The 25,362-nt window shown below is 39.4% G+C and carries 26 protein-coding genes; 15 read left to right on the top strand and 11 right to left on the bottom strand.

Translation table 11 applies throughout. The annotated features are described in order from the left end of the window. Positions 1-40 precede the first annotated feature (40 nt). Entirely contained in the window at positions 41-754 is a 714-nt protein-coding gene (locus AB3G38_RS12610) for a head GIN domain-containing protein (RefSeq protein WP_367864266.1), read from the bottom strand. 132 nt (positions 755-886) lie between these two features. Between AB3G38_RS12610 and AB3G38_RS12605 the strand changes: the two genes are divergently transcribed. From AB3G38_RS12605 to hemH, 4 genes are all read left to right on the top strand, one after another. Next, positions 887-1,396, top strand: a complete 510-nt coding sequence (locus AB3G38_RS12605) for a phosphoribosyltransferase family protein (protein WP_367864265.1) — start codon at positions 887-889, stop codon at positions 1,394-1,396. Position 1,397: 1 nt separating this feature from the next. Next, positions 1,398-2,438 (top strand): glycosyltransferase family 2 protein, encoded by a 1,041-nt coding sequence (locus tag AB3G38_RS12600; RefSeq protein WP_367864264.1) that lies wholly within the window; start codon positions 1,398-1,400, stop codon positions 2,436-2,438. Between the two features lie 60 nt (positions 2,439-2,498). After that, positions 2,499-3,347, top strand: a complete 849-nt coding sequence (locus AB3G38_RS12595; protein ID WP_367864263.1) for a 4-hydroxy-3-methylbut-2-enyl diphosphate reductase — start codon at positions 2,499-2,501, stop codon at positions 3,345-3,347. Positions 3,348-3,471: 124 nt separating this feature from the next. Further along, positions 3,472-4,497 (top strand): ferrochelatase, encoded by a 1,026-nt coding sequence (hemH, locus tag AB3G38_RS12590; RefSeq protein WP_367864262.1) that lies wholly within the window; start codon positions 3,472-3,474, stop codon positions 4,495-4,497. A 1-nt stretch (position 4,498) separates the two neighbouring features. On the opposite strand, the gene AB3G38_RS12585 is transcribed toward hemH, so the two are convergent. After that, positions 4,499-5,719: a 3-deoxy-D-manno-octulosonic acid transferase gene (locus tag AB3G38_RS12585; RefSeq protein WP_367864261.1), complete on the bottom strand. Its 1,221-nt coding sequence runs from the start codon at positions 5,717-5,719 to the stop codon at positions 4,499-4,501. A gap of 179 nt (positions 5,720-5,898) precedes the next feature. Between AB3G38_RS12585 and AB3G38_RS12580 the strand changes: the two genes are divergently transcribed. The 6 genes from AB3G38_RS12580 (at position 5,899) to AB3G38_RS12555 (ending at position 12,300) form a co-directional block, all read left to right on the top strand. Next, positions 5,899-7,209 (top strand): UDP-glucose/GDP-mannose dehydrogenase family protein, encoded by a 1,311-nt coding sequence (locus tag AB3G38_RS12580; RefSeq protein WP_367864260.1) that lies wholly within the window; start codon positions 5,899-5,901, stop codon positions 7,207-7,209. Further along, positions 7,209-8,198, top strand: coding sequence for a UDP-glucuronic acid decarboxylase family protein (locus AB3G38_RS12575; RefSeq protein WP_367864259.1), 990 nt, complete (start codon positions 7,209-7,211; stop codon positions 8,196-8,198). Before AB3G38_RS12580 ends, AB3G38_RS12575 begins: the two co-directional genes overlap by 1 nt. A 6-nt stretch (positions 8,199-8,204) precedes the next feature. Further along, entirely contained in the window at positions 8,205-9,227 is a 1,023-nt protein-coding gene (galE, locus tag AB3G38_RS12570; protein WP_367864258.1) for a UDP-glucose 4-epimerase GalE, read from the top strand. Then, positions 9,228-9,794: a hypothetical protein gene (locus tag AB3G38_RS12565; RefSeq protein WP_367864257.1), complete on the top strand. Its 567-nt coding sequence runs from the start codon at positions 9,228-9,230 to the stop codon at positions 9,792-9,794. A gap of 36 nt (positions 9,795-9,830) precedes the next feature. Continuing rightward, a complete protein-coding gene (gene rfbB / locus AB3G38_RS12560; RefSeq protein WP_367864256.1) occupies positions 9,831-10,880 on the top strand; it encodes a dTDP-glucose 4,6-dehydratase in 1,050 nt (349 codons plus the stop codon). A 634-nt stretch (positions 10,881-11,514) separates the two neighbouring features. Continuing rightward, positions 11,515-12,300: a DUF1963 domain-containing protein gene (locus tag AB3G38_RS12555; protein ID WP_367864255.1), complete on the top strand. Its 786-nt coding sequence runs from the start codon at positions 11,515-11,517 to the stop codon at positions 12,298-12,300. Positions 12,301-12,865: 565 nt separating this feature from the next. Here the strand turns inward: AB3G38_RS12555 and AB3G38_RS12550 are convergent. Both AB3G38_RS12550 and AB3G38_RS12545 read right to left on the bottom strand, forming a co-directional pair. Then, complete coding sequence (locus AB3G38_RS12550) at positions 12,866-14,098, bottom strand: ABC transporter permease (protein WP_367864254.1); 1,233 nt, start codon at positions 14,096-14,098, stop codon at positions 12,866-12,868. A 93-nt stretch (positions 14,099-14,191) separates the two neighbouring features. Beyond that, positions 14,192-14,542, bottom strand: coding sequence for an iron-sulfur cluster assembly accessory protein (locus tag AB3G38_RS12545; protein ID WP_068406949.1), 351 nt, complete (start codon positions 14,540-14,542; stop codon positions 14,192-14,194). Positions 14,543-14,775: 233 nt separating this feature from the next. Here AB3G38_RS12545 and AB3G38_RS12540 point away from each other — a divergent pair, with 233 nt between their 5' ends. The 3 genes from AB3G38_RS12540 (at position 14,776) to dnaA (ending at position 18,479) form a co-directional block, all read left to right on the top strand. Continuing rightward, on the top strand, positions 14,776-15,306 hold the full coding sequence (locus tag AB3G38_RS12540) for a hypothetical protein (RefSeq protein ID WP_367864253.1): 531 nt from the start codon (positions 14,776-14,778) through the stop codon (positions 15,304-15,306). Between the two features lies 1 nt (position 15,307). Further along, entirely contained in the window at positions 15,308-16,855 is a 1,548-nt protein-coding gene (locus tag AB3G38_RS12535; protein ID WP_367864252.1) for a methylmalonyl-CoA mutase, read from the top strand. Between the two features lie 193 nt (positions 16,856-17,048). After that, positions 17,049-18,479 (top strand): chromosomal replication initiator protein DnaA, encoded by a 1,431-nt coding sequence (dnaA, locus tag AB3G38_RS12530; protein ID WP_367864251.1) that lies wholly within the window; start codon positions 17,049-17,051, stop codon positions 18,477-18,479. Between the two features lie 82 nt (positions 18,480-18,561). Here the strand turns inward: dnaA and AB3G38_RS12525 are convergent, their stop codons facing one another. The 5 genes from AB3G38_RS12525 to AB3G38_RS12505 form a co-directional block, all read right to left on the bottom strand. Continuing rightward, complete coding sequence (locus tag AB3G38_RS12525) at positions 18,562-19,113, bottom strand: NUDIX hydrolase (protein ID WP_367864250.1); 552 nt, start codon at positions 19,111-19,113, stop codon at positions 18,562-18,564. 14 nt (positions 19,114-19,127) lie between these two features. Next, the gene (locus AB3G38_RS12520) at positions 19,128-19,532 is read right to left on the bottom strand and encodes a hypothetical protein (protein WP_367864249.1); all 405 of its coding nucleotides are present in this window, start codon (positions 19,530-19,532) and stop codon (positions 19,128-19,130) included. A 15-nt stretch (positions 19,533-19,547) separates the two neighbouring features. Then, the gene (locus AB3G38_RS12515) at positions 19,548-20,321 is read right to left on the bottom strand and encodes a YgcG family protein (protein WP_367864248.1); all 774 of its coding nucleotides are present in this window, start codon (positions 20,319-20,321) and stop codon (positions 19,548-19,550) included. Positions 20,322-20,331: 10 nt separating this feature from the next. Further along, positions 20,332-20,775: a TPM domain-containing protein gene (locus AB3G38_RS12510; RefSeq protein WP_367864247.1), complete on the bottom strand. Its 444-nt coding sequence runs from the start codon at positions 20,773-20,775 to the stop codon at positions 20,332-20,334. Between the two features lie 81 nt (positions 20,776-20,856). Beyond that, complete coding sequence (locus tag AB3G38_RS12505; protein WP_068406961.1) at positions 20,857-21,438, bottom strand: LemA family protein; 582 nt, start codon at positions 21,436-21,438, stop codon at positions 20,857-20,859. A 204-nt stretch (positions 21,439-21,642) separates the two neighbouring features. On the opposite strand from AB3G38_RS12505, the gene AB3G38_RS12500 reads away from it, so the two are divergent. After that, positions 21,643-23,184, top strand: a complete 1,542-nt coding sequence (locus AB3G38_RS12500) for an NAD(P)/FAD-dependent oxidoreductase (RefSeq protein ID WP_367864246.1) — start codon at positions 21,643-21,645, stop codon at positions 23,182-23,184. A 77-nt stretch (positions 23,185-23,261) separates the two neighbouring features. Beyond that, entirely contained in the window at positions 23,262-23,621 is a 360-nt protein-coding gene (locus AB3G38_RS12495) for a CoA-binding protein (protein WP_367864245.1), read from the top strand. On the opposite strand, the gene AB3G38_RS12490 is transcribed toward AB3G38_RS12495, so the two are convergent. Together AB3G38_RS12490 and AB3G38_RS12485 are read right to left on the bottom strand one after the other, a co-directional pair. Further along, positions 23,605-24,699, bottom strand: a complete 1,095-nt coding sequence (locus tag AB3G38_RS12490) for a hypothetical protein (protein ID WP_367864244.1) — start codon at positions 24,697-24,699, stop codon at positions 23,605-23,607. The two genes, AB3G38_RS12495 and AB3G38_RS12490, sit on opposite strands and share 17 nt — an antisense overlap. Further along, positions 24,693-25,325: an ATP-binding cassette domain-containing protein gene (locus AB3G38_RS12485; RefSeq protein ID WP_367864243.1), complete on the bottom strand. Its 633-nt coding sequence runs from the start codon at positions 25,323-25,325 to the stop codon at positions 24,693-24,695. Before AB3G38_RS12485 ends, AB3G38_RS12490 begins: the two co-directional genes overlap by 7 nt. Positions 25,326-25,362 lie beyond the last annotated feature (37 nt).

The raw sequence follows: 25,362 nt of genomic DNA, 5'->3' as shown, positions 1-25,362 counted from the left end.
TGGCAATAGGTCAGGGGTTTTGCTTTTAAAAACTCAAAAATTAATTTATCCTGTTCACATTACCACTTCTGGAAGAGTTGTTTTTTAAACTTGCCCCTCCTTTATAATTGATACTACCACCACTGCTTGAAGTAGTTTCCAATGCTTTTGCCACATTGATTTCAATATCCCCACCAGAACTTGCCGTAGCATTTGCATAGTCAGTTTTTAGCTCTAAAGCTTTCACATTAGCGCCAGAACTTGCTTTAACATCCAGATTGGACGCTGTTCCGGAAAAAGAAGAGGAAGCCCCGCTGCTCACTTTGAGCTGAAGATCTTTACAAACAATACTTGCAGTCATACTTGCACCCGAAGAAACCTTAGCATCAAGCGAACCAGTTTTTAAAGTGTTTTCAGTCTTTAAAGAGCTTCCGCTGCTTGCAGCAATGCTATTTAGTGTTTTATAAGTGATGTAGACCTTAGCGCTTTTATTTTTCATGAAATTTGAACCATGATTTTCTTTCCAGGTCACTTTTACATTTCCCCCGTTGTTTTCTACAACGACTTCGTTGATAAAATCTCTGTTGGCTACAATTTTAGCAGATTCCGTATTGCCCTGGGTAATAAATAAGTCAATTCCTGCATGGACACTTACCCCTGAAACATTACTTAAAGCTATGTTTTTAGTATCCTGAGCTTTTAAAGTAAATGCACTGAAAGAAGCAGTGATCAGTAAAAGCAGTGTTGGTTTGAGTAAAAAATTCGACTTCATCATCTTAGTTTTATTAGTTTATACAAATTAGACGCACAGACCTTGTAAACGTTGCACCATTTTGAAATTATTTTTCTGATATTTGGTTGAGATAATAAATCCTTCTTTTTGTCCCTTAAAACAATCATAATTTAGATGGCCGATTCACAATTACTTATTCTGGATAAAAAACAGATTCAGCAGAAAATTAACCGTATAGCTTATCAGATCCTGGAGGACAATTTAAACGAGAAGGAAATTGTACTTGCAGGCATATGGGACAGAGGCTATAAACTTGCCCTCAGACTAAAGACAGTTTTGCAGGAAATCTCTGACCTGACTGTCACTATGCTTAGAATTGACCTGGAAAAAGAGAACAGCTGCCTGAAAGCAACAACTGATCTGGAACCAGCTAAAGTGAAAAATAAAGTGATCATCCTGGTTGATGATGTGTTAAATAGCGGTAAAACCCTGGCCTATGGATTTGGTGTATTCCTGAATACCCCGCACAAAAAGATCCGTACCGTAGTGCTGGTAGACAGAAGTCATAAAATATACCCTGTAGCGACAGATTTTGTAGGTTTGCAGATGGCTACTGTGTTAAAAGAGCATGTAGATGTAGTTCTTGATGTAGCAGGGCAGGAGGATGGTGTTTATTTAAGCTAGTATGCTTATAATCAGCACAATCTATATCATTCTTGTTTTCCTTGTCCTTCGGTTCTGTGTAACCTTATTTAATTTCCTGTCTAACCCTAAACTTGGAATTTACGGCAGGCATTTCGATGACAAGGTGTCGGTATTGATTGAGGCTGCACCCGATACCGCAGGTTTGCTGGAACTGCTCCATACACTTAAAGCACAAGACTATTACAACATCGAAGTCATTATCCAGCACCATGAAAATGCAGCTCAATCTGCAGAACTCATCAATTTCTGTGCAGCAGACCGTCGCTTTAACCTCAGAAAGCAGAAAAACGGTGCAGCTGAAGATGAAGCCACCGGCGATTATTTCTTATTCTTAGGTACTCATACCATCATTTGTGATGGATTGATCAATAGTTTGATCTATCGGGCTAAAGTTTTTAACCTGACGCTGTTAAACATCATTCCTACCCAATCTATTAGCGGGCTCTTCAATTACTGTTTGCTGCCGCTAAATAATTTTGTACTGCTGAATTTAATCCCACTAAGGCTCATCCGTCTCTTTTCCAGTCCTGCATTTTCCGCAGGAACAAACCAATGCATGTTTTTTGATGCCGCTATCTATAAAAAATACGAATGGCACCGCCGGCTAAAAGGGGAGATACCCGAAGCCATGGAAATTGTTAAGGCCGTTAAACAAGAGAAATTTAAAGCAGAAACTCTGCTTGGAAATAAATTGATCTATAGCTATGTGTCAGCACACCAAAACGATTTAATGCAGAAAACCGGTCAGCGTCTGCTAAGGAATTTCGGAAATAATAGCTTCGTAGCCCTTTTATACCTGCTATTGATCATAGGAGGCCCCCTTTATATCCTGGCCGATTATGACTATCGGTTACTGATCCTTCCGGTCGGGCTTATTTTCCTGAGCAGGATTATGATTTCTTTTCTATCCGGACAAAACGCCATCTGGAATGTCTTACTTCATCCCGTCCAGATGTTTTTTCTTGTCATTTCTTTACTGCAGGCAATTTCGATCAGGATCTTTCAGCCACGCAAAAAATAACTGACATTGATATGAAACTCTTTTTGCGTAATTTTGTAGTATCAATTGAAAACAACTCCTATGAAATATGATTTAGCCGTTACGATAGATAAAGCCTCAGGATTTTGTTTCGGGGTAGTATATGCTATAGAAATGGCTGAAGATATTTTAGCTGAAGAAGACTACTTATACTGCCTTGGTGATATCGTACACAATGATGAAGAAGTAAAGCGCTTAACCGATAAAGGCCTGAGGATTATTGACCACGAACAATTACAGCAGCTACGCGATGAAAAAGTACTGATCAGAGCTCACGGAGAAGCGCCTTCTACCTATCAGCTGGCACTGGAAAATAACCTGATTTTAATTGATGCTTCCTGTCCGGTTGTTTTAAAACTGCAAAACAGGATTAAAAACTCCTATGACGATAAAGAGCAAATCTTAATCTTTGGAAAACACGGTCATGCAGAAGTGATCGGATTACAAGGGCAGACAGATGGTAACGCTATCGTTTTTCAGGATCTTGCAGAACTTGATCACGTAGATTTGCCCGGTAAATTTACCCTTTACAGTCAGACTACTAAAAGCACAGATAAATTCTATCACATCAAAGAGCAGTTATTAAGCCGCGGATATGAAGTGAAAGCAAACGATACGATTTGCAGGCAGGTTTCTAACCGTTATGAAGACCTGGAGAACTTTGTGGTCAACTATGACAGGATAATTTTTGTATCCGGTAAAAAATCATCTAACGGAAAAGTCCTTTATGATGTTTGTAAAAAATTCAATGAACACTCTTATTTCATCTCCAATATAGAAGAACTGGACCTGAACTGGTTTAGTGTAAACGATAAAATTGGTATTTGCGGAGCGACTTCTACACCAATGTGGCTGATGGAAAAAGTCAAAGCCAAACTGGAGTCTTTTTAGCTGAAAATTTGTTCATCATTAAAAAGTAATTATTCAAAAGCCGTTCAAAGGCACATTAAGCATAATGTATATTTGCTGCTTAAATCAGCTCTGGTTAATACCAGTGTTGTTTTTTACATAAACTATGGGAAAAAAGGGTGTATTATTAGTGAATTTAGGAACTCCGGATAGTCCGGAAGTAAAAGATGTGCGTAAATATCTTGATCAGTTTTTGATGGATGAGCGCGTAATTGACATCAGTACATTAAGCAGGACACTACTGGTCAAAGGAATTATTGTGCCTTTCCGTAGTCCTAAAACTGCTAAACTTTATAAAGAAATCTGGGATGAAAATGGCTCACCCCTTTTATATTACAGTAAAATACAAGCTGCATTAGTACAGGAACAACTGGGCTCAGACTATCATGTTGAGCTGGCTATGCGTTATCAGAGCCCTTCCATTGAAGCTGCATTGGATAGAATGAAAGCAGGACTGGTTGAGAGTATTCAGGTTATTCCATTATTCCCTCAATACGCTTCAGCAAGTACAGGATCAGTAATTCAGAAAGTCATGGAGATTGTCGGTAAATGGCAAACTATTCCGCCAGTATCTTTCGTGAACTCTTTTCACGATAACGAAATGATGATTAGTACATTTGCTGATAATGCTAAAAAATATCAGCCGGAAACCTACGATCAGATCCTGTTCAGCTTCCACGGTTTACCAGAACGTCAGCTTAAAAAATGTGATCACTCCGGTCAGCACTGCCTTAAAACTACCGATTGCTGCGCTACATTAACAGACGTGAATAAATTCTGTTACTCCGCACAATGCCATGATACTGCAAGGCTGATTGCAGCCGAACTGAATATCCCGGCTACGAAATACTCCGTATGTTTCCAATCCAGATTAGGAAAAGAACCATGGGTACAACCTTATACCTCAGATACCCTTAAAGAATTAGCCGCAAAAGGCAAAAAAAGACTATTGGTATTCTGTCCTGCTTTCGTTGCAGATTGTCTGGAGACACTTTACGAAGTAACAGTTGAATACGGTGAAGAATTCAAAAAATTAGGAGGAGAAGAAGTGCAGTTGGTTTCCAGCTTAAACGATCATCCTCAATGGATTGCTGCCTTAGTGAAAATGGTTAAAGACCATCATACTAAATAAATTAAATATACTGTTCCAGATAGCTTAAAATCTGTTGGGTAGAACCAGTTTTATCCTGCACATATTTTTTTGCTGCAGGCCCTGCATTTGTATCTTTCTGCAGCTTTTCAAAAGCTGCAGAAAGTTCAGCCATAGACTTGATGGTAATTGCAGCATTTAAACGCAGCAAATCTTTTGCTTCCTGAAACTTATCATACTTAGGGCCGAAGATCACCGGTAAACCAAAAGCTGCAGCTTCCAGCGTATTGTGGATACTCACACCAAAACCACCCCCGATATAAACAATCTTCCCATACTGGTAAATTGAAGAAAGCAAGCCGATATTATCAATCACCATTACCTGGCTGTCAGGTGGAGAAAACTGTTCAGTTAACTTTGTATAACGCAGCGCGCCCGGCACTAACTTTAATAACTGTTCTATATGCGGAGTATCAATCTCATGCGGTGCAATAATGAATTTCCATTGTGGATATGCTGAAATCAAAGCAGCTACTAATTGCTCATCCTGTGGCCAGGTGCTGCCTGCAATAAAAACAGGTGCCTGTCCGCAAAATTGTTCAATCAAGGGTAAAGGTTTTACCGTTACTACATTTTCCGCTACCCTGTCAAAGCGCGTATCGCCACTCAGGCTTACATTATCATAATTCAGCCCGCTCAGCAATTCCACACTTTCGGTATTCTGTACAAAAAAGTGAGTTACACAATCAAGCATGCTGCGGTAAAAACCACCATACCATTTAAAAAATAACTGATCAGGCCTGAATATTCCTGAAATAATCAGCAGTGGTACTTTTCTTTCATGGAGCAATTGAAAATAATGGTACCAGAACTCATACTTTGTGAAAATTGCAATCTCAGGCTGAATAAGCGCTATAAACTGTTTTGCATTTTTTTTAGTATCCAGTGGCAGATAAAAAACACCAGCTGCCAATGCATAATTTTTACGGATTTCATAACCTGAAGGAGAGAAGAAAGTAACGATGATTTTTTTACCGGGATAGTTTTTCTTCAGCTGCTCTAAAACAGTTCTTCCCTGTTCGAATTCACCCAGCGATGCAAAATGGAACCAGACATGTTTCTGTTTTCCATCTACCTTGGTTCCGATAAAACTAAAGATGTTTTCTCTGCCTTTCCGAAATAATCCGGCCTTCTGGTTAAAGAAAGAAGCGATGAAAATAATCACCCTGTAAAGCGCGATACCAAAATTATAAAGCAAAAGCATTTTGTTGTTTATTTATTATCTTAGCCGAAGATACTTGATTAAAATTTAAAATTTTCTGAATATATGTTAAGTCGTTAGGCTTTAGTGTGATGTATCTGAGGGCCTGTTGAAATTTGGATGACCGAATGAACCAGGGCGTTATTAATTTAAACGAGTTAAAAATATTTTAAAATATATATATGAAAATTGCCGTAATCGGAACAGGGTATGTAGGGCTTGTAACAGGGACTTGTCTTGCTGAAACAGGTAATACTGTAATTTGTGTTGACATCAATGAAGCAAAGGTCCTGAAAATGCAAAATGGGGAAATACCTATTTACGAACCAGGGCTGGATGTATTATTCCTTAGAAATATTGAGCAGAAAAGATTAACCTTTACCACTGATCTTGCGGTGGCAGTAGCTTCTGCACAGATTATTTTTATGGCTTTGCCTACGCCTCCCGGGGGAGATGGTGCAGCAGATCTTTCCTATATTCTGGGTGCAGCAAAAGATATTGCCAAACTGGTAACCGAATACAAAGTTATTGTCAATAAATCTACCGTTCCGGTTGGAACAGCAGATAAAGTACAGGCTGTATTCGCTGAACACACTTCAATCCGGATCGATGTGGTTTCTAATCCGGAATTTCTGCGTGAAGGCGTGGCAGTTGAAGACTTTATGAAGCCTGACCGTGTGGTGATTGGTACAAGAAGTGAACGCGCACAAAAGCTGATGGCCGAATTATACGGACCTTATGTACGTCAGGGAAATCCGATTTTATTTATGGATGAACGTTCTTCAGAACTGACTAAATATGCAGCGAACTCATTCCTGGCTACAAAGATCACTTTCATGAATGAAGTCGCTAACCTTTGTGAACTGGTAGGTGCTGATGTGGATGCTGTGCGTAAAGGAATAGGCTCTGACGGCAGGATTGGTAAACGTTTCCTGTTTCCGGGTATTGGATACGGAGGCTCCTGCTTTCCGAAAGATGTGCAGGCGCTGGCTAAATCGGCCGAAGAAAATCAATATGATTTCCAAATTCTGAAAGCAGTCATGGAAATTAATGAAAAGCAAAAAACTGTACTGGTTGATAAACTATTACGTTATTATAAAGCGGATTTAAAAGGTAAACACTTTGCACTGTGGGGGCTTGCTTTTAAACCGGAAACCGATGATATCCGTGAGGCACCAGCTTTGTACATTATTGACGAACTGATCAAACACGGTGCTACAGTTACTGTTTTTGATCCTGAAGGAATGGAAAATGTAAGAGGCCAGATCGGTGACAAAGTGAAGTATGCACCAAACCAATATGAAGCATTGGAAGGTGCAGATGCCCTGCTGATTGCTACAGAATGGTCGGTTTTCCGTAATCCGGATTTTGAGCGGATGGAAGAGAAATTAGCGAATAAAGTTATTTTTGATGGCCGTAACTTATACGACTTGCAGAAGATGATTGATTTGGGATATTATTACAACAGCATAGGCCGTAAATTAGTAGATTAATGGAGCGTAAAAGAGTATTGATTACCGGGGCAGCCGGATTTCTGGGTTCGCATTTGTGTGACCGGTTTATTAAAGAAGACTATCATGTGATTGCGATGGATAACCTGATTACAGGTGACCTTCAGAACATAGAACACCTGTTTGCTTTAGAGAATTTCGAGTTCTCTCATCATGATGTTTCTAAATTCGTATATGTACCCGGCAAACTGGATTATATCCTTCATTTTGCTTCTCCTGCAAGTCCGATAGATTACCTTAAAATTCCTATACAGACCCTGAAGGTCGGTTCATTGGGCACACATAATCTGCTGGGGCTGGCAAAGAACAAAAAAGCAAGGATGATTATTGCGTCTACTTCAGAAGTATATGGTGATCCGAATGTGAATCCTCAGCCTGAAGAATACTGGGGAAATGTAAATCCTGTAGGCCCGAGAGGTGTATACGATGAAGCTAAACGTTTTCAGGAAGCGATGACTATGGCTTACCATACCTTTCATGGACTGGAAACACGCATCGTCCGTATCTTTAATACTTACGGGCCAAGAATGCGTCTGAATGACGGTCGTGTATTGCCGGCTTTTATTGGCCAGGCTTTAAGAGGAGAAGATCTTACTGTTTTCGGTGATGGTTCACAAACCCGTTCTTTCTGCTACGTGGACGATCTTGTTGAAGGAATTTACCGTTTACTCTTAAGCGATTACGCACAACCCGTAAACATTGGAAACCCGGATGAAATTACGATCAGCCAGTTTGCTGAAGAAATTATCAAGCTTACCGGAACTACCCAGAAAGTTATTTACAAAGACTTGCCGGTAGATGATCCTAAACAACGCAGACCAGATATTACTAAAGCGAGGGCCTTATTAAACTGGGAGCCTAAAGTAAGCCGTGCAGAAGGTTTAAAAATTACTTATGCCTACTTCAAAAGCCTGCCAGCTGAAGCATTGGTGAACAAAGAACATAAAGATTTTACAACATACAACCGCTAATTACAAATGGGAAAAATATTAGTTACAGGAGGAACAGGATTTATAGGTTCTCACACTGCAGTAGAATTGATTAATGCAGGTTATGAAATAATTCTGGTAGATAATTTTTCTAACTCCAGCCCGAGGATTCTGACACAACTGGAAACTATTCTTGGTCAGCGACCTGAATTTGCAGAGCTTGATCTTTGTGATGAAGCAAAAGTAAAAGAGTTTGCTGCAAAACATCCTGATATTACAGGCGTGATTCACTTTGCTGCCTATAAAGCAGTAGGGGAATCCGTGCAACAGCCACTTAAATACTACAGAAACAATTTCTATTCACTGATCAATCTGATTAATGCTTTTGATAGTAAAATAGACCTGGTATTCTCTTCCTCGTGCACTGTATACGGACAGCCGGATCAATTACCCGTAACCGAAGATGCTCCTGTTAAAAGAGCAGAATCACCTTATGGAAATACCAAACAGATTGCAGAAGAAATTCTGGCTGAAACCTGTGCCGTTAACCCAGGCTTAAAAGTAACTTCTTTGCGTTACTTTAATCCGGTTGGTGCGCATGAGACAGCGCTGATTGGTGAATTGCCGATAGGCGTACCTCAAAACCTGATTCCATTTATTACGCAATCTGCCATCGGTAAACGCGGACCGATTACCGTTTACGGAAATGATTACAATACCCCTGATGGAAGTGCAATCAGAGATTATATCCATGTAGTGGATCTTGCCAAAGCACACGTTGCAGCAATTAAGCGCATGGAAAGTGGTCGGGCAAAAACTAACTATGAAGTATTCAACCTTGGAACAGGAAAAGGTACTTCAGTACTGGAAATCATCGGTGCTTTTGAAAAATCTACCGGCACTCAGTTAAACTATACGATAGGCGAAAGAAGAGAAGGTGATATTGAACAAGTATGGGGAGATGTGACTAAATCTGCTGAACAGCTGGGCTGGAAAGCGGAACTTGATATTAATCAAATGATGTCATCAGCATGGGCCTGGGAAAATTACATCAAAGATAACCCGTTTTAAATGTTATTAAAAGATCATAAAGACCTTAAAGCAGCAATAACAGCTATCCCTGATAAAGAAAAGGATAAGTTATTGCTTCGTCTGATCGCAAAAGATAAAGTACTGACAGAGCATCTCCATTTTAAACTACTGGAAGATGGAGCTGATCTGGAAGAAAGACATCAATTACTTAAAGAGGAAATTGATGAATCCGTAGCCTGGCTGAATGCGCTGAGGAAAGCAACTTCTAAAGATGCACTGATCATTCTCCGGAAGCTGAATGGCAGGGTGAACCATCATTATAAAGTGACCAAAGACCTCAATACAGAAGCAGAACTGAGGTTATACTTACTAAAGACTATACCAGCGGGATATAATGAAAGTATACTTTCGCCAATGGCCAAATTTAATGACCGGTTGAAAACATACTTTTTAAGAACAACACTGGCCTTGTACAAAAAATACGTGAAGCTGCACGAAGATTTACAATATGACCTGAAGGAAGAATTCAACAGCGTATTGAAAAAACTTGAACAGTACGATTTAACAAAGGCTGCTTCAGCGCTTGGACTGCCAAAAGAATTATAACGATACCTATAAAAAAAGAAGATAAAAATAAGAATAATGAAGAAGATTTTAATAACAGGTGGTGCAGGGTTTATCGGTTCTCACGTAGTGAGAAGGTTCGTTAATAAGTATCCTGATTATCAGATCGTAAATCTGGATAAATTAACTTATGCAGGTAATCTGGCTAACTTAACAGATATTGAAGCCAATCCAAATTACAGCTTTGTAAAGGCTGATATTACTGATGCAGAAGAGATCAATGCTTTATTCCAGAAGGAAAACTTTGATGCTGTGATTCACCTTGCCGCAGAATCTCATGTGGACAGATCAATCACTGATCCTACAGCATTTGTAATGACTAATGTAATCGGGACTGTTAACTTGTTAAATGCTGCCAGAGAATACTGGAAGGGCGATTACCAGACGAAACGTTTTTATCATGTATCGACAGATGAAGTGTATGGTGCATTAGGTGATACAGGTATGTTTACTGAAAGCACTGGCTATGATCCTCATAGCCCTTATTCTGCTTCGAAAGCTTCTTCAGATCACTTTGTAAGAGCTTATCATGATACTTATGGCATTGATATCGTAATTTCAAACTGTTCAAATAACTATGGCTCTCATCATTTTCCTGAGAAACTGATTCCATTGGCTATTAACAATATTAAAAATAACCTTCCTGTACCCGTATATGGTAAAGGTGAAAATATTCGTGACTGGTTATGGGTAGAGGACCATGCACGTGCAATTGATGTTATTTTCCATGAGGCTAAAACAGGAGAAACTTATAATATCGGCGGACATAATGAGTGGAAGAATATCGATTTGATTCATTTGTTGTGCAAAATTATGGATGAGAAGTTAGGCAGGGCAGAAGGGGAGTCAGCAAAACTGATTACGTTTGTGACGGATCGCGCAGGACATGATTTGAGATATGCTATCGATTCTACGAAGTTACAGGAGAAATTGAACTGGGTACCAAGTTTGCAGTTTGAAGAGGGGTTAGAGAAAACGGTGGAGTGGTATTTGGCTAATGAAAAGTGGTTGGGGGATGTTACTTCAGGAAACTATCAAAAGTACTATCAAACTCAGTATAACAGGTAGGTACAGGGAAACAGGGTACAAAAAAAAGCAACGACTTTTCCGGTCGACGATCCCCAAACGGGATCAATGCCCGGAAAAGTCGTTGCTTTTTTTTGTACTCCACGAGTTCCCCCATACATAGCCTGTTTTATACCGGGATGATAAAGCTTTGAGGTTCCCCTCTGTACATTTTGGGTGTTCCTGGAAGACGGGATAAATTATATGATGCAAAAAAAGTTATAACCTTGTAAATGCTTGTCAGATTGGAAAACAGAGAAATTAAGTGTAAAAACGATATTTATAACGTTTTAAAGGTTTCTCTTGGGTTAGAAAACAGGAGGAATAATAAAGTGCAAAACGATATTTATAACCTTTTAAAGGTTTCTCTTGGGTTAGAAAACAGGAGGAATAATTAAGTGTAAAAACGATATTTATAACGTTTTAAAGGTTTTCTAGGATTTCAAAACAGGGGAAATAATTAAGTGTAAAAACGATATTTATAACCTTTTAAAGGTTCTCTTTGATTGCAAAACAGAAGAAATAATAAAGTACAAAAAGATATTTATGGCCTTTTAAATGTTTTCTAGGATTTCAAAACAGGAGAAATAATTAAGTACAAAAGCTGGAGTTATAAAGGGTAAAAAGAAAAAGACAAATGAATTCGCATTTTGATAAGTATAGGGAAGAATTAAGTAAGGACAATCTGACTTCGTTTGAAGATTTGGAAGATCTGATTAAACCATTAATCAGGTCGGCGACAAAAATAGAGGTTTCAAAACCTTCAAAATTAAAATCAAAAGAAAATACACAATTGATTTCTCATTTTGGTGGGCAGCCTTATTTTGAGAAGGAGGAAGAATGGCCGAAAACAAAAGATGGTCGGGAATTAGACTTTATTTTTCAGGTTTTTAATAATGGTGAAATTAACCTGCCGGATAATATTCAGTTGATTCAGTTTTTTTATGATTGGGAGGAATCTCCGTGGGATACTGAAAATGATGGCTGGCTGGTGAAAATATATAAAAGTATAAATATTGACCAGGTTTTAAAACTTAATAAATCAACTGAATCAGAAGGTACTAAATTTTGTGAAGTAACATTTAAATCAGTACAATCATTACCGGATTGGGAGGGTATTGATATATATAGCAGAAATGCTTCGAAATTATCTTGTGTCCTGAATGAAGATCAACCATGGGAGAGTTATCAGAAAGCGGCTGAAAAATTGGCGGGTGAGCAGATGTACAGAAGTCAGATTGGTGGTTATCCTAATTGGGTCCAGGGAGAGAGCACACCAGATAAGGGTACTGAACCGATGAAACTATTGTTTCAAATTGATTCGGAAGAATATGCGGGACTCATGTGGGGTGATGTTGGATTGATCTATGTGTTTTATGACGAAGCTTCTGAAAAAATAGAATTCACTTTACAGTGTCACTAACGGATATATAGTTAGTGACCTTTTTTACCAGATCAATAATACTTCAGCATAAAAACCTGGTATTAAACAGACTTAATTACCACTTAATCTAACCATCCTGACAACTAACAATTAGCAACTAACATTAGCAACTAACAATTAATAACTAACAATTGGCATCTAACAATTGGCATCTAACAATTGGCAACTAACATTAGCAACTAACAATTAGCAACTAACAATTGGCATCTAACAATTAATAACTAACAATTGGCATCTAACAATTAATAACTAACAATTGGCAACTAACATTAGCATCTAACAATTGGCATCTAACAATTAGTAACTAACAATTAGTAACTAACAATTAACAACTAACAATTAGCAACTAACAATTAGCAACTAACAATTATTACCCTCTAACAAACTATGTAATCCCAATAACAGCTAGCCACCAACCAGGCCGTGGAGTGCCCCATTGGATTCAAAAACACCCTGTTGCTACATTGCTGGCCTTGGCCCCTTTTCAGGGGGCGCCGACAGCAATGTAGCAACAGGGTGTTTTTGAACTTTGAAAAACGAAACTCTATTCATAGCGTAAAGCCTCAACAGGATCCAGTTTCGAAGCCTTTTTCGCCGGATAATAACCCGATGCAACCCCTACAAGCACACACAACACAAACCCTCCGAAAATAAAGAACCACGGAATAATAAAAGCACCACCCATCATCAGGGAAATTGCATTCCCCAGCAACACGCCGAACAAGATTCCCATCGCTCCACCCATCAAACAAATGATGATGGCCTCAATCAGAAACTGCTTCCTGATGACAGAAGGATTCGCGCCAATAGCTTTTCTGATTCCAATCTCACGTGTACGCTCGGTCACCGAAACCAGCATGATGTTCATTAAACCAATAGAAGCACCTATTAAAGTAATCACACCAATCGCAATACCACCTACCGCAATCATCGCCAGATCCTTAAACAAAGTCTGTGCAAGTGCATCACTCTTGGTGATCTCGAAATCATTCGGCTCCTTAATCTTAATTTTCCTGATATTTCTGAACTCAGCGGTAGCCTCTCCAATTACATTCTCCATCTGTTCCGGCTTCAGCACCATCACACTGATTGTATACGAAGGATTCGGGGACGTATTGATCACCTTAGCCTTATAAAGCGGAATAAATATCGCTCTGTCTGTACTAAAACCCATGCCTGAACCCTTGGACACTAATACACCAATCACCTTTAACCTGTTGCCTCCAGCATTTATAAATTTATCAACAGGAGATTCTTTTTTGAATAAAGTAGTTGCAATCTCACTACCAAGAATACAAATATTTGCACCCTGATCGGACTCTTCGGGCGTGAAATTACGGCCATTTGAAATATCAGCACCCAACGACTTCAGTCCATTTTCATCAACACCCCTGATGTTGATATTCGGATTCGTTTTCTGCTGCGCATATTTAGCCGTTGCAGCACTGGACGCGATTACACTCACTGTGACTGTAGCTGGTCCAACAAACTGTTTCTTTAAAGCAATTGCATCCTCATAACGGATAGCCTTCGAAGACTTTGCCTCCTGACCGGGGCCACCGAAACGGATTCCCGTACCCTTATTCCTAATGGTAAAAGAATTGGCACCCATGCTCGAAAAAGCATCAGTCATACTTGTTTTTACTGCATCCAGAGTTGTTAAAATCCCAACCAATGCCGATAAACCAATCGCAATAATTAATGCAGTCAGCATCGTGCGCAAACGGTTACTCCTTATAGATTGCAGGGCCAGCCTTATATTTTCTGTATAGGTCATTTCTCTGAGATGTAATTTGAGGGAGCTTAAAAATAAAAAGTCCCGCTGTTAGGACAACGGGACTTTTAAAATGTTACAAAGAAAATGTTTTAATTATACTGAAAAGCTGGTTCCGCAACCGCAGGTGCTTTCTGCATTCGGATTACTGAAAGTAAAGCCTCTTGAGTTTAAACCATCCTGCCAATCTACCTGCATACCAAGCAAGTACATCTGATGTGCCTTATTCATGAAAATTTTCATTCCATTGATTATAAATTCCTGGTCACCATCTTTTTTCTGGTCAAAACCCAGCAAATAGCTCATGCCTGAACATCCGCCACCTTCAACACCAACACGCAAACCAAAATCGTCAGCAATTTCCTGCTGATCTTTTAATTTCAAAAGTTCTTTTAAAGCCGTTTCAGTAAAAGAAACTGGTGCAAACGCTGTATCTACTGTACTCATGATATTTCTAATTTGGAATAACAAATATATCCTTATGGTGCTCAGTCCAAAATCAGGATTGTTCTTGCAAAGATAATAACAAATGGTTTATACTGTATAACATAAAACAATAAGACCGTCAATTTGACGTCAAGAATTTAGATTGTTTCTAAAAAGCCCGCTAAACACAAATGAATAAATTGCAAGATTTATAGAAATAAAAATACATTTTTGCTGAAGACAATTACAACCAAATGAACATACCATACTTTTTGACACTAGTGGCCGTTCTGGCTATAGGAGGCAGCATTACCGTAGCTTTTGCCTGGTACCTGATCAGGAATGAAGTACATAAATATTTCAATTTGAAATCTTTTGAAGCCAGAAAAGAAGAACGCATCCATTTACTGCCGCTGCGGTTACAAGCTTACGAAAGGATGATCGTTTTTATCGAACGCATTAATCCTGCGAACCTGTTAGTCAGACTGCATCAGCAGGGAATCTCTGCAAAAGACCTGCAGGCAGTTATTTTGAATGAAATCAGAACAGAATATCAACATAATGTAACCCAGCAGCTCTATGTAAATCCTGCTGGCTGGAATGTATTGCGTAAACTAAAAGAAGATACTATCGCTATGCTCAATAATGCGGTAGCAGGGTTACCTGTGGATGCAAGCGGCATAGACCTGAGCAGAAAAGTACTGGAACATATGGCAACAATTGCTGAAAATCCATATGACCTTAGTTTGGAATTGATTCAAAAAGACATTCACCAGTTATTTTAATATGGAAGATAAAAAATTTGTGACCAGCTCCGGGATTGAAATCAAAGCGACTTATACCCTCGCCCAGCCGATGGATGAAAAACCAGGTCAGTTTCCCTACACCCGGGGGATTCAAAAAGATATGTACCGCGGCAGACTATGGACGATGCGTCAATATGCCGGTTTCAGTACAGCCGAAGAATCCAATAAACGTTATCACTACCTGTTAAAACAGGGTACAATGGGATTGTCGGTCGCATTCGATCTCCCTACTCAGATTGGTTATGACTCTGATCATGAAATGGCCGAAGGAGAAGTCGGAAAAGTAGGTGTGGCCATTGACTCCCTCAAAGATATCGAAACGCTGTTTGACGGAATTGAACTGGAGAAAATTACAACTTCGATGACCATCAATGCCACAGCTTCCATCTTACTGGCCATGTATATCGCCCTGGCTAAAAAACAAGGCGCAGATATCAGGCAGATTTCAGGGACGATACAGAATGATATTCTAAAAGAATACGCTGCAAGAGGCACCTATATCTATCCACCTAAATCATCCATGCGGATCATTACTGATATTTTTGAATACTGCAGTAAAGAAGTACCTAAATGGAATACCATTTCTATTTCTGGCTATCACATCCGTGAAGCAGGCTCTACCGCTGTACAGGAATTAGCTTTTACACTCGCCAATGGAAAGGCTTATCTGAATGCCGCACTGGAAAAGGGGCTTGACATTAACATTTTTGCTAAACGTTTATCCTTCTTTTTCAATTGCCATAATAATTTCTTTGAAGAGATCGCAAAATTCCGCGCAGCAAGGAGAATGTGGGCAAATATTACCAAAACTCTGGGGGCTACAGATGAGAAGGCACAGATGCTGCGGTTTCACACCCAAACGGGCGGCTCTACGCTAACCGCGCAGCAACCTATGAACAATATTGTCAGAGTGACTAATCAAGCCATGGCGGCCGTCCTTGGCGGTACACAGTCATTGCATACCAACGGTTTTGATGAGGCACTGTCCTTACCCACAGAAGCGGCAGCTAAAATTGCTTTGCGCACCCAGCAGGTTATTGCTTTTGAAAGCGGAGTCACTGAAACTGTAGATCCATTAGCGGGTTCTTTCTTTGTGGAAAATCTGACCAATGAAATTGAAGCAGCAGCTCAGCTATACATTGATAAGATTGATGCCATGGGCGGCTCTGTCAATGCGATAGAAAACGGATACATTCAGAATGAAATTGCGGATGCAGCTTATGCCTACCAGGTAGAAGTTGAAGAAGCCACCAGGGTGATTGTTGGCGTGAATAAATTTACACAGGAAAAAGAAGGGATCACAGATACCTTAAGAATTGATGAATCGATAAGAACTATCCAGACTGATAAAATTAATCAACTAAAAAAAGAAAGAAATAATGAAGATGTTGCGATCGCTTTAGCTAACTTGAAGAAAGGAGCAGAGTCAACAGAAAATCTGATGCCGCTTATCCTGACCGCAGTTGAAGCTTATGCCACTTTAGGGGAGATTGCCGATGTATTACGCAGTGTTTTCGGAGAGTATTAATTGAATGTTAAAAAATAGTTATCCACATAAAAAATTTAGGTTAACTATGGTATTACTCTGCTGATTAGGTACTTACTAAATAAATGAAATTTTAGTTTTTTTTGTTGATAATTTTTTGAATCTTCGATGTCTCGGAACGTCAGTTTTCGCAGGCTGTATTCTTCGGGAAAATCATTAATATATTTAGGACACTATGGAAAAAACTTGTACAGAAGTATGGAAAAACTGTCTTCAAATTATTAAGGATAATATCCCGGGCCAAAGTTTTAAAACCTGGTTCGAACCGATTTCTGCCCTTAAACTTGACGGCAAAGTTTTGACAATACAGGTACCTAGTTTATTTTTCTATGAATGGTTAGAAGAACATTATGTGGGGCTGCTGCGCAAGACTGTTAAGAAGCAGCTTGGAGATGAAGGCAGACTGGAATATAACATTGTGGTAGATAAATCTTCCAATAGCGGCTCACCTTATACCACCAACATGCCCTCTAACGGGAATGGGGCAGAAGCTAAAATGCAATCTATGCCAATACCTGTTTCTATAAACAAGGACATTAAGAATCCTTTTATAATACCAGGGCTGAAAAAGCTGAATGTAGACCCTCAGCTGAACTCAAATTATACTTTCGAAAACTATATTGAAGGCGACTGTAACCGTCTGGCCCGTTCGGCAGGTTATGCTGTTGCAGCAAAACCGGGAGGTACTTCATTCAATCCTTTAATGATTTATGGCGGAGTGGGCCTGGGAAAGACCCATCTTGGTCAGGCTATAGGTAATGAAATTAAACGGACGATGCCCGATAAACTGGTCATTTATGTTTCCTGCGAGAAATTCTGCCAGCAATTTGTAGACTCCCTGAAAAATAATACCATCAATGATTTTGTGAATTTCTACCAGGCAATGGACGTCATCATCATGGATGATGTACATAATTTCGCCGGAAAAGAAAAAACACAGGATATCTTCTTTCATATTTTTAACCACCTGCACCAATCTGGCAAACAAGTTATCCTGACTTCAGATAAAGCACCTAAAGACCTGGCAGGACTGGAAGAGAGGCTGCTCAGCAGGTTTAAATGGGGGCTTTCAGCAGATTTGCAAATTCCTGATCTGGAAACAAGAATCGCTATCCTGAGAAAGAAAATGTACGCAGACGGCATTGAGCTTCCGCAGGAAGTTGTCGAATATGTAGCCAATAATATTGATAATAATGTCAGAGAGCTGGAAGGAGCAATGGTTTCTTTACTTGCCCAGTCTACTTTGAATAAAAAAGATATTGATCTTTCTTTAGCGAAACAAATGCTGAAGAATTTTATCAAAAATACCACTAAAGAGATTTCCATGGAATACATACAGAAACTGGTATGTGAGTACTTTGAAGTCCCGGTAGATATGGTCAAATCGCCTACCCGTAAAAGAGAAATCGTACAAGCCCGGCAGATTTCCATGTACCTGTCCAAAAGCCACACTAAATCTTCCCTGAAAACTATTGGAGCTTTCTTTGGAGGCCGTGATCACTCTACTGTAATCTATGCCTGCCAGACCGTTGAAGATCTGATCGATACAGATAAGAAATTTAAAGGTTATGTACACGATATTCAGAAGAAACTGAAAATGGGTTAATCAGAATCATCAGGTGTCTTACCCATACAAACGGGCTGCCTTGATGCAAGACAGCCCGTTTATTATTTGATATTATTTTTCTTTATTTAATCGCCTCCAATTTCATCAATCCATAAAATAAGGCTGAAGCATGTAAAGACTGCTCTATTTTATTGTCAAGAAGGAGTTGTTTAACTTCTTCAATCGTATATTCTTCCACATTTAAGATCTCATGTTCATCCAGATCCTGTTCCTGTGTTTGAATACCACCGGTTAGCAGGTAAGTAAATGTCCTGTTATCGGATGTCGCCGGATTAGGATAAAGTGTTGCGATCAACTCACAGCTTTCGAAAGAATAGCCGGTTTCTTCCAGTAACTCTCTTTTGACACCAGCTTCCGGATCTTCTCCCGGCTCAATAACACCACCAGGTATCTCTAATGAAATAATATCTGCTGCATGGCGGTACTGACGCACCATAATCAATTTATTATCTTTCGTTAATGCAACCGCATTGGCCCAATCAGGATATTCCAATACAAAATAATCATCTTTTACAGCACCGTTCTGTAATTTACAGGTATCTACACGCAGCGTCGCCCATTTTTCCTGAACCAGGTACCTGGAGGAAAGTTTTTCCCATTTTTTAATCTCCATTCGTTTGTATTGTATCAGGCGTGCTGTTTTAGAAAATCTGTGACTGTTTTTTGACGGCTTAGATTGTTCATATTGACTACATGATGTTTCACTTCCAAGGTCTGATAAGTCAGCTGCAATTTTTCTGCAACGGACTTATTTTCTTCAGTCAGCACTGCTGTATTGAATTTGAGGTAAAGCACTTGTGAAAGAATTTCCAGCTTTTCTGAAGGAAAATTTTTCTCCGTCAGAAAAGCCATGAAATCTGTTGCATCACAAGCTACCAGGTCTGAAAACAGGATTCCAAAATCAGATTCCAGCATTTCATTTAAACCATTGTCAGTCTCTTCCAGTCTGCCTTCCTGTTTTAATCCCAGGATTCTTGCTATTGCTTGTCCGAGTTTTTGAATTTCGGCAGTTATTAAATCTCTTTTATACATATTTACCAGCTTCTTTTACCAGCTTCCACTACTACCGCCACCACCGAAACTACCTCCGCCGAAGCCACCAAATCCGCCGCCGCCACTACTGCTGCCGCCGCCACCGCCCCAGCCACCGCCAGAGCTTCTGCCGCTGCCTAATAACGCGCCCCAGAATAAAGCTTCTCCAACACCACGGCCGCCAATTACCTGGCCACCATTTCCGCCACCACCTTTTCTGATGATAATAATGATCACAACAACGATGATAATAATAGCTAATATTCCACCAGAGCCACCACCTTTTTTGGCTGCTCTTGGGTTATCATTTTTGTATTCACCTTTAGTATATTTGATAATAGCAGTCGTACCCGCATCCAGTCCGGCATAATAATCGCCAGCTTTAAATGCAGGTTTAATTTCATTGTCGATAATCCGCTTGGTAATAATATCGGGTAATACACCCTCTACACCATAACCAGTCTGCATGGCGATTTTGCGGTCACCTAAAGCAACAACAATCATGACACCATTGCTGTTTTTTGCGCCCCCAACACCCCAGTTTCTGCCCAGGCCCAATGCATATTCGTTGATATCGTATTCACCCACACTTTTTACAATTGCAATCGCAATTTGTGTAGAAGTAGAGTCGTCAAATGCTACAAGTTTACTTTCAAGCTGTTGTTTCTGAGATTCAGACAGCGTGCCCGTATAGTCATTAACCAGTGTATTTGGTTTGGCAGGATAATCCTGCGCAAATGCACCTGTATAGAGTACGGTCAGAAATAATGCGATTAATATTTTCTTCATCCGGGCTTATCTAATTTGCTTGCTGCTTATCCATAAAAATAATATTATTCGGTAATTCATTAATATCTCCGCTGCGGTAAGGAAAATGTATCGCTAACTTTTCACCGATCAGTCCAATACCCGCAATCAGGCCGCTTGCAATATTTCCACCCGCAAAATGAGCCTGCATAGCTATTTGTGTAGTTTCCCAGAAATCTTCAGGTACTAATTTATGAATCCCTCTGTCGCCGATAACGGCAAATTTTTTGTCCATATGAGCAAGATAAATTAAGACACCATTTTGTTGTGAAGTTTTATCCATACCCAATTTAGAGAAATAGGCAGTAGCTCTTTCAAAAGCTTCGCCTTTACAATGTTTTTCTACAGCAATTCTAATTTCGCCTGAAGTCAGCTTTTCAGCTTCTCCAATTGCATTGGTAATCAGGTCTTGTTCTTGTTCTGTCAGAAATGGCATAATGATCAAAATTAAACAAATAAGGGTAATACGTAACTCATTAAAAGAACACGCATTACCCTTAAATATTATAAACGTTTACTAAAATTCTACTTTAGGCGTATTTTGTGCTCCGGCATCAGCCTTAAAACCAGCTCTTTGTTTGAAACCAAACATACCAGCTGTTAAATTATTAGGGAACGATCTTACTTTGACATTATAAGACTGAACAGCATCGTTGAAATCCTTACGGGCAACAGCAATTCTGTTTTCAGTACCTTCCAATTGTACCGAAAGATCGCTGAACTGTTGTGTCGCTTTCAATTCCGGATAGTTTTCAGTCAATACCATTAATTTACCTAAGGCCTGTCCGATCTGGCCCTGGGCAGCCTGGAATTTTTCCAGCTTTTCAGGAGTTAAGTCATCTGCGCTTACTTTGATCTGGCTGGCTTGTGCACGTGCTTCAATGACAGCTGTCAAAGTACCCTGCTCAAATTTAGCTGCACCTTTTACAGTACTTACCAAATTAGGGATTAAATCAGAACGTCTCTGGTATTGTGTTTCTACCTGATTCCATTTAGTTTTTACATCCTCATCCAATTTAACCATGCTATTATAACCACAACTACTTAAGGTCGTGGTGATGAACAAGGCAGCGATAACTCCTAATATTGCTTTTTTCATTTTTATCATGTTTTGGTTTCTACGTGTTAATTTACACATTAGAACTCAATTTCCGTACCTTTGTTACATTTAGGGAGAAAAACCTGACAACTTGTATGTAAAAATATGATTTCATACGTCTGATGGCCTGTTTTGGCAGGTTCCGGATTATAATCCAGTTTTCTTATCTTTGCAGCCATTCAGGATAAATACCTGACGTAACCTATGCAAAAAGAGATAGAAATAACCATCGCCCCGGAAGAAGCAGGACAGGAAGAACAGCTATTAAACAAGCTTTCCACTGTTTTATCAATAGATAGAGTGCATATCAAAGGATACAAAATCCTTAAAAGATCAATCGACGCCCGTTCCCGAAAAGTTATCTTCAGGATGCAGGTTAAAGTATTCATTGATGAACCCCGCCCCGAAGAAGAATTTACAGTCAATTATCCGGATGTAAGTGACCGGAAAGAGGTTATTATTGTGGGTGCTGGCCCGGCTGGTCTTTTTGCAGCCTTGCAATGTATAGAAAACGGGATGAAACCTATTGTGCTGGAGCGTGGAAAAGACGTAAAACAGCGCAGAAGAGATCTTGCACTGATCAATAAAGAAGGGATCGTTAATACAGAATCAAACTATTGCTACGGAGAAGGTGGTGCGGGAACTTACTCCGACGGAAAGTTATATACCCGGTCTAACAAACGCGGTGATATCAACAAAGTACTCCAGGTTTTTGTTCAGCATGGTGCTACAGCCGACATTCTGGTAGATGCACGCCCGCATATCGGAACTAATAAATTACCACATATTATCACTGCTATCCGCGAAACTATCTTGAAAGCTGGCGGGGAAGTTCATTTTGATCAAAAAGTTACAGATTTTATCATTGAATCCGGAAAGATCAAAGGAGTAGTCGTGAATGAACTTTATACTTTAACTGCTGATTCGGTTATTTTAGCCACCGGACACTCAGCGCGTGATATTTATACTTTATTACATCAAAAAGGGATTTTGGTAGAAGCCAAGCCTTTTGCAATGGGGGTCAGGATCGAACATCCTCAAGCCATTATTGATGAAGCACAATACCATTGTCCGGTTAGAAGCGAATTTTTGCCACCGGCTTATTATAGCCTGGTTGAACAAGTGGGCAGCAGGGGGGTGTTCTCATTTTGTATGTGTCCTGGCGGGATTATCGCACCTTGTGCAACTGATGAGAATGAAATTGTAGTGAACGGCTGGTCACCATCCAAACGTAATAATCCTTTTGCAAACTCGGGAACCGTCGTTCAGGTTACTTTGGAAGATGTCCCCGGTGAAGATCCGCTGCGGATGATGAACTTTCAATCCGAAATCGAAGAAAAGGCTTTTACAATGGGTGGAGGTAATCTGGTGGCTCCCGCGCAGCGGATGATCGATTTTGTGGAAGACCGTCTTTCTGCCGATTTACCAAAGAATTCTTATCTGCCGGGTACTAAAAGTGTCATGCTGAAAGAGATGCTGCCCGATTTTATTGCGACAAGTTTAAAAAATGCACTTCCGCTTTTTGGTAAAAAGATGAAGGGGTATTATACCAATGAAGCCATTCTGGTAGGAATTGAAAGCAGAAGTTCATCACCAGTGAGGATACCAAGAGACAGGGAGACGTTTCAACATCCGGAAGTTACTGGTCTTTATCCTTGCGCTGAGGGTGCCGGTTATGCCGGAGGAATCGTTTCTGCGGCGATAGATGGTGTCAATTGTGCAAACGCGATCCTGAAGTTTAGCTAAACAATTTAAGAAAGGTGCTGTTTTTATCAACAGAATTGCAAGAGGTTTAACGATACCGGAGCGTAAAATAGAGCACAATGAAGAACACATTAATTATAGGTGCAAGTCCTGACCCATCAAGATATGCTTATCTGGCGGCAAAAATGCTGACAGAAAAAGGTCATTCAATTGTTAATGTAGGCATCAAAACCGGCGAAGTTGCTGGTGTTCCAATTGAGAAGCCTTCAGCAATTCATACCGATGTAGATACGATCACTTTATATATCGGGCCGCATTTACAGGCTGATTATTTTGATTATATTCTTAGAACGAAGCCAAAACGAGTGATTTTTAATCCCGGAACTGAAAATGATGAGCTGGAAGCTTTATTAAAAGAAAATAAAATAGAAGCTGTTGAGGCTTGTACACTGGTTTTATTATCTACTGGTCAGTATTAAAGCTATTCTTTTGATATAAGTAACGATGATAAATTACTCCGGAAGCAATTAATAACAGGCTGAAAGAAAGATATAAATTAGCTATTATAGCCATTATTGATAAGATTAGCAGAATGAATAGATGTCTGAGATATCTTTCCATATCTTCTTTAGTAAAATACAGCGACATCCGCAGGTAAAGCAGAATTCCTGAACAAAGTACTAGTCCTTTTAAGGTGTTTAAAATTGAAAATCCTGTAAGGTTACTGTAAAAAAATAGTTCGGGAGCCATGAGCGTCAGCATCGTAATCCATCTGAAAAATAAGCTGAGCCAGTTACTGATGGGAAGACTATTGACAAAGCTCATATAATTCTTCTCAAATTTCAAGGCTGTTGAAATCAGGATGCTATGTGAAATTGTAGCTGTCATTAAACTGAGTAAGTAAATCCTGACATCAGAACCGTTATCGGCAAACATCCAGATGATTCCTTTAAACAGCATAAAAGATAAAACTTTGCAAATGATAAGGGAGAGCGTCTGTTCTTTTAACAGGGCATAGAGCGGCCAGGTCCAATAAGGTTTTTTTACGGAGATTTTTGGATAATTAATTAAACGGATTGCTGGTTTGAAGGCGTAATTGACTGAACGAAAAGTGAAGTAAGCCGGGCTGGCGGATATCAGGATTATATAGCCAGTCAGCGTGGCTGCGGATAGATAAAAGTGTCCATAGATTCCAATTATAATAAGCATTAAATTAATAACATTTAGCGGACTATGTATAAACAAGTACAGGATAATCCAATGCTGCAACTGTACGCTTTTTACAGATGCACTACTGATTTTTACAAAATGATAAGTTGGATCGTTTAATTGCTTTTGTACAAAAAACAGGCATTTGATACTAAAAAGAAGGTTAATCAGTATCAATATCCCAAGAATTATAGGCGATGAATTGATGGTCATCCCTAATGCTATCAGATAATTTTTGAAATGATCTGGTGGTACTGCGCCGAAAATGATATAAAAAACAAAAAGAAACAGTCCGGCGTGTTGTGCGAAAAATTCTCTACCAAAGGTCTTTAACCATAATTTCAGCATAGTTTTAATTGCTGATTCTCAATTTCAAAAATACCGGTCAGGGAAATTCTGGAAGCGTCTGGTTCCTGATGGGATGAAATCAGAAATATTTTTCCTTCCTGAAGATGAGATTTGATCAGTGTATAAAGAACTTCAATAGCAGCCTGATCAATGGTAATCATCAGCTCATCCAGAATATATAATTTCACATGGCCGGTAAATGCACAGATCAATGATAACTTTTTCAGCATTCCACTGGAATATCCTGCGATTTTGTTTTTCATGTAATCTCCCATTTTAAACGCTTCAACTAGTTCGTCAGCAGTTTTTCTACCTGCCTTTCGTATACTTAAATGATATTCTAAAAGATCATTTCCTGTAAGAAACTTTGGATATTGTGGTTCTGCTTCTGCATAACTGAGCAAAGACCGGTAAGCTACCGGATGATTATTCAAAGTGATATGATCAATAGCTACTTCGCCTTTAAACGGGATTTGTCCGGAAATAATCTTAAATAAAGTCGTTTTCCCGGCTCCGTTACTTCCTTTGATTAAATAGATGCCCTCATTTACTTCCCAACGTTCAAATTCAAAGACCATATGGTTACCATATTGCTTGTTCAGATTTTTTAAGCTTAAAGTTGTCATCGTTATATTTTAGATTGGAGAGGACTCACAATGTTAC

It is taken from the genome of Pedobacter sp. WC2423, assembly GCF_040822065.1.
GTDB lineage: Bacteria > Bacteroidota > Bacteroidia > Sphingobacteriales > Sphingobacteriaceae > Pedobacter.
This window is presented reverse-complemented; position numbering and strand designations above follow the sequence as displayed.

Coding starts and splice junctions, on each gene's coding strand:
- AB3G38_RS12555 (WP_367864255.1), top strand. CDS start 11,515: ATGAATTCGCATTTTGATAAGTATAGGGAAGAATTAAGTAAGGACAAT.
- AB3G38_RS12500 (WP_367864246.1), top strand. CDS start 21,643: ATGCAAAAAGAGATAGAAATAACCATCGCCCCGGAAGAAGCAGGACAG.
- rfbB (WP_367864256.1), top strand. CDS start 9,831: ATGAAGAAGATTTTAATAACAGGTGGTGCAGGGTTTATCGGTTCTCAC.
- AB3G38_RS12515 (WP_367864248.1), bottom strand. CDS start 20,321: ATGAAGAAAATATTAATCGCATTATTTCTGACCGTACTCTATACAGGT.
- AB3G38_RS12565 (WP_367864257.1), top strand. CDS start 9,228: ATGTTATTAAAAGATCATAAAGACCTTAAAGCAGCAATAACAGCTATC.
- dnaA (WP_367864251.1), top strand. CDS start 17,049: ATGGAAAAAACTTGTACAGAAGTATGGAAAAACTGTCTTCAAATTATT.
- AB3G38_RS12535 (WP_367864252.1), top strand. CDS start 15,308: ATGGAAGATAAAAAATTTGTGACCAGCTCCGGGATTGAAATCAAAGCG.
- AB3G38_RS12605 (WP_367864265.1), top strand. CDS start 887: ATGGCCGATTCACAATTACTTATTCTGGATAAAAAACAGATTCAGCAG.
- AB3G38_RS12520 (WP_367864249.1), bottom strand. CDS start 19,532: ATGTATAAAAGAGATTTAATAACTGCCGAAATTCAAAAACTCGGACAA.
- AB3G38_RS12610 (WP_367864266.1), bottom strand. CDS start 754: ATGATGAAGTCGAATTTTTTACTCAAACCAACACTGCTTTTACTGATC.
- AB3G38_RS12525 (WP_367864250.1), bottom strand. CDS start 19,113: ATGGAGATTAAAAAATGGGAAAAACTTTCCTCCAGGTACCTGGTTCAG.
- AB3G38_RS12550 (WP_367864254.1), bottom strand. CDS start 14,098: ATGACCTATACAGAAAATATAAGGCTGGCCCTGCAATCTATAAGGAGT.
- AB3G38_RS12575 (WP_367864259.1), top strand. CDS start 7,209: ATGGAGCGTAAAAGAGTATTGATTACCGGGGCAGCCGGATTTCTGGGT.
- AB3G38_RS12485 (WP_367864243.1), bottom strand. CDS start 25,325: ATGACAACTTTAAGCTTAAAAAATCTGAACAAGCAATATGGTAACCAT.
- AB3G38_RS12545 (WP_068406949.1), bottom strand. CDS start 14,542: ATGAGTACAGTAGATACAGCGTTTGCACCAGTTTCTTTTACTGAAACG.
- AB3G38_RS12510 (WP_367864247.1), bottom strand. CDS start 20,775: ATGCCATTTCTGACAGAACAAGAACAAGACCTGATTACCAATGCAATT.
- AB3G38_RS12495 (WP_367864245.1), top strand. CDS start 23,262: ATGAAGAACACATTAATTATAGGTGCAAGTCCTGACCCATCAAGATAT.
- galE (WP_367864258.1), top strand. CDS start 8,205: ATGGGAAAAATATTAGTTACAGGAGGAACAGGATTTATAGGTTCTCAC.
- AB3G38_RS12580 (WP_367864260.1), top strand. CDS start 5,899: ATGAAAATTGCCGTAATCGGAACAGGGTATGTAGGGCTTGTAACAGGG.
- AB3G38_RS12505 (WP_068406961.1), bottom strand. CDS start 21,438: ATGAAAAAAGCAATATTAGGAGTTATCGCTGCCTTGTTCATCACCACG.
- AB3G38_RS12585 (WP_367864261.1), bottom strand. CDS start 5,719: ATGCTTTTGCTTTATAATTTTGGTATCGCGCTTTACAGGGTGATTATT.
- hemH (WP_367864262.1), top strand. CDS start 3,472: ATGGGAAAAAAGGGTGTATTATTAGTGAATTTAGGAACTCCGGATAGT.
- AB3G38_RS12490 (WP_367864244.1), bottom strand. CDS start 24,699: ATGCTGAAATTATGGTTAAAGACCTTTGGTAGAGAATTTTTCGCACAA.
- AB3G38_RS12600 (WP_367864264.1), top strand. CDS start 1,398: ATGCTTATAATCAGCACAATCTATATCATTCTTGTTTTCCTTGTCCTT.
- AB3G38_RS12540 (WP_367864253.1), top strand. CDS start 14,776: ATGAACATACCATACTTTTTGACACTAGTGGCCGTTCTGGCTATAGGA.
- AB3G38_RS12595 (WP_367864263.1), top strand. CDS start 2,499: ATGAAATATGATTTAGCCGTTACGATAGATAAAGCCTCAGGATTTTGT.